The sequence below is a fragment of the Halobacterium bonnevillei genome (genome assembly GCF_009831555.1).
GTDB lineage: Archaea > Halobacteriota > Halobacteria > Halobacteriales > Halobacteriaceae > Halobacterium > Halobacterium bonnevillei.
In genome coordinates this window covers 1-2,787 of sequence record NZ_WUUU01000265.1, presented here as the reverse complement: position 1 = coordinate 2,787, position 2,787 = coordinate 1, and the positions used below count along the sequence as shown (strand labels likewise).

Here is a 2,787-nt window from a genome sequence, read left to right as displayed (position 1 = left end):
CACGCACCACGAGCACGTCGTCAGCGTCGGGGTGCTCGCGGACGGCGGCGGTGACGGCGGCGCGCACGCTGGCGTCGGGTTCCGCGGCCTGCTCGCCGAGCCGGTTCCGCGTCCAGTCGCTATCGACCTCCGGGAGGTCACCGCTACGCATCGTCTGCGGGAGGTCGACGAGCGCGTCGACGCGGTCGAGTTCGTGCGGGAGGCTCCCGATGGAGCGCACGTCCGTCTTCGTGATGAACCCGAGCATCTTGTTCGTCGGCTCGACGCCGTCGCCGACTTCCTCCAGCATCCCGAGGTCCAGCAGCGCGTCGATTGTCGTGTGCGCAGCGCGCTCCGTGACGCCCGTCTCCCGCGCGACGTCGTCGGCCGTGTGCGCGTTCGAGACGAGCGCGTCCAGCACCCCCGTCTCGCGGGTCGCCCGCAACAAAAGCAGCTCGCGGTAGTCCATACGCGACTGTCGACTGCCGCGCGCATAAAATCAGTTGCCGGCCCAGCTGCGGGTGGGACCGAGCGAGCTTTGCACAGTCGCGGCGGTCGGACGGCGAACGGAGTGAGCCCGGTCGAGACGGGTCTCCTCTGTCGGTCCCGGTCGATGGCGTTTCCTGCTAGTCGCCGCCCTGCATCGGCACGAATCGGACGGCGCCTTCGTCGGATTTCTCGAGCGTACCGTCTTCGCGTTTCTCCGCGCGCACGAGCCGCTGGCGGGTGTCGCCGATGGGCGCCACGATGACGCCGCCGGGCCGGACCTGGTCGACGACTGCCTCGGGGAACTCCGGGGCGGCGCAGGTCAGGTAGGCGGCGTCGTAGGGCGCGTGCTCGGGCCAGCCGTCGTAGCCGTCCCCCTGGCGAACGGAGACGCCGCCGTATCCCGCGCGTTCGAGCGTTTCGCGGGCTTCCTGGGCGAGGTCTTCGAGGTACTCGACGGAGTAGACGTGGTCGTCGCCGACGAGTTCGGCGGTGACGGCGGCGTGGTACCCGCAGCCGGTGCCGATTTCGAGGACGTCGTCGCCGGCCTGGAGGTCGAGTTCGCTCGCCATGATGGCGACCATGTGGGGCGCGCTGATGGTCTGGCCGCCGCCGATGGGGAGCGGGCGGTCGTCGTAGGCGTTCCGGCGGCGGCCCGCTGGCACGAACTCGTGTCGCGGCACCGCGCGGATGGCGTCGGCGGCACGCTCGGTGACGTTCGGGCGTTTCACGAGCGCGTCCGCGAGGCGGTCGCGTTCGGTCGCGAACTCGTCGTCTGGGTCGTTCCGCTCGGTCATTGGTCTGGGTCGCTCAGGTTCTGTCTGGTCCGGTAGTCCCTGTCAGTCGCTGTCGAGGTCGCGTGGTCACCAGGCCGACCACGCGGTGCTGGACTCGTCGTCGCCGTACACGCGCTTGACGTCCTTCGCGAACACGAGGTCGCCGTCGTCGCCGAGTTTCGGGAACTTGTAGTCCTCGATTGCGCTCTCGCGGACGTGGATGCCCCCGACGGAGAACTCCTCGTCGCCGAACTCGTAGGTCTCGCCGACCACGAACTCGTAGTCCCCCGGGACGTGGACGGTGAGACTGTGGCTGCCGTCCTCGTCGCCGTCCTTCGGGTGGATGGTGACGTCCACGGAGACGTTCCCGACCTCGCGCGTCCACACCGTGTCGACGTCGCTGGCGTCGGCGCGCGTCGTGCGCTCCTCCGGCCCGGTCTCGATGCTCGTCGCGCGCACCTGCGCGATGGTCTCCTCGGTCTCAACGATGAACTCGTCGCCCTCGTAGATGGTCTCCTCGGGGTCGAACTCCGCGCTCCCCGTGAAGGAGTCGCCGTCCTGCGAGACGACGACGTCGACCTCGACGCTCGCGTCGTCCTCGAGTGGCTCCTTGTGGACGTGGCCGCACTCGGTGCACTTCACTGTCGCATTTCCGCCCCCGGTAGTCAGTACCTCGTGGACGGTTTCGAGGTCCGGCGAACACGACGGACACTCGAAGGGGACGTGCTCCCCGACGTTTTCGCTCATGGACACGAGTAGCGTCCCCGGACGTAAAAACGCGCGGAGTCCCGTTTTCCGACGTCAGCCCCCTACGCTCGCGGCAGTTCGACGTCCTCGCCGTCAGCGAGGACTGTCGGCTCCCGGATGATGCCGTCGAGGTGGAGTGGGGCGTCGGTGTCGCCGCCGATGCCGGCGTCGTCGCCGATGGCGATGTGGACGGTGCCGGCGGCCTTCTCGTCGAGGAGGACGCTGCCGACGAGTTCGCTGACGGCGACGTTCGTGCCGATGCCGAGTTCCGCGAGGTTGTACGCGTCCCGGCCGACCTGCTTGCTCGCGGCCTCGACCTGGTCCCGGATGGCCGGGTCGGAGATGTCCGTGACGAAGCCGTCCTCGACCTCGAAGCTGAGCTGTTCGTCGTCGTCGAGTTTCCCGTGCGGCCGCATCGTGCCGTCCACGACGTACGTGCCGTTGGCGTCCTCGGGGGAGACGAACACTTCGCCCGCGGGGAGGTTCGAGAACTCGCCGGGTTCGTGGACGATGCCGGTGTCGTCGCGCCACTCGCGGGCGCCGACCTCGAACGTGATGTCGGTCCCGGCGGCCGTCGTGACGCGGATCTCCTCGGCGTCCGCGACCTGCGCGAGGACGTCCTCGCAGTGCTGGCGGATGGTCTCGTAGTCGGCGTCCAGCCCCGTCGTGAACACGTCCTCCGTGATGCCGGGGAGGGTGGCGCCGCGGGCGCCGGCGTCGTTGGCGCTGCCGCGAGCGCGCGTGTGACTCAGGCTCTTCGTCGTCGGCGCGAGGAACACGTCCGCGTCCCGCATCGCGG

At 69.5% G+C, this 2,787-nt stretch carries 3 protein-coding genes and 1 pseudogene; all 4 read right to left on the bottom strand.

Translation table 11 applies throughout. The features are described 5' to 3' along the window. Nucleotides 1–448, bottom strand: a pseudogene (locus tag GRX66_RS18060) (hypothetical protein); the annotation flags it as partial. A 157-nt stretch (nucleotides 449–605) separates the two neighbouring features. Next, nucleotides 606–1,262, bottom strand: coding sequence for a protein-L-isoaspartate(D-aspartate) O-methyltransferase (locus GRX66_RS18055; RefSeq protein ID WP_159527732.1), 657 nt, complete (start codon nucleotides 1,260–1,262; stop codon nucleotides 606–608). A 66-nt stretch (nucleotides 1,263–1,328) separates the two neighbouring features. Next, complete coding sequence (locus tag GRX66_RS18050) at nucleotides 1,329–1,988, bottom strand: HVO_0476 family zinc finger protein (protein ID WP_159527731.1); 660 nt, start codon at nucleotides 1,986–1,988, stop codon at nucleotides 1,329–1,331. Between the two features lie 62 nt (nucleotides 1,989–2,050). Further along, nucleotides 2,051–2,787, bottom strand: a 737-nt coding sequence (locus tag GRX66_RS18045; RefSeq protein WP_159527730.1) for an aminopeptidase, incomplete at its 5' end; no start/stop codon positions are given.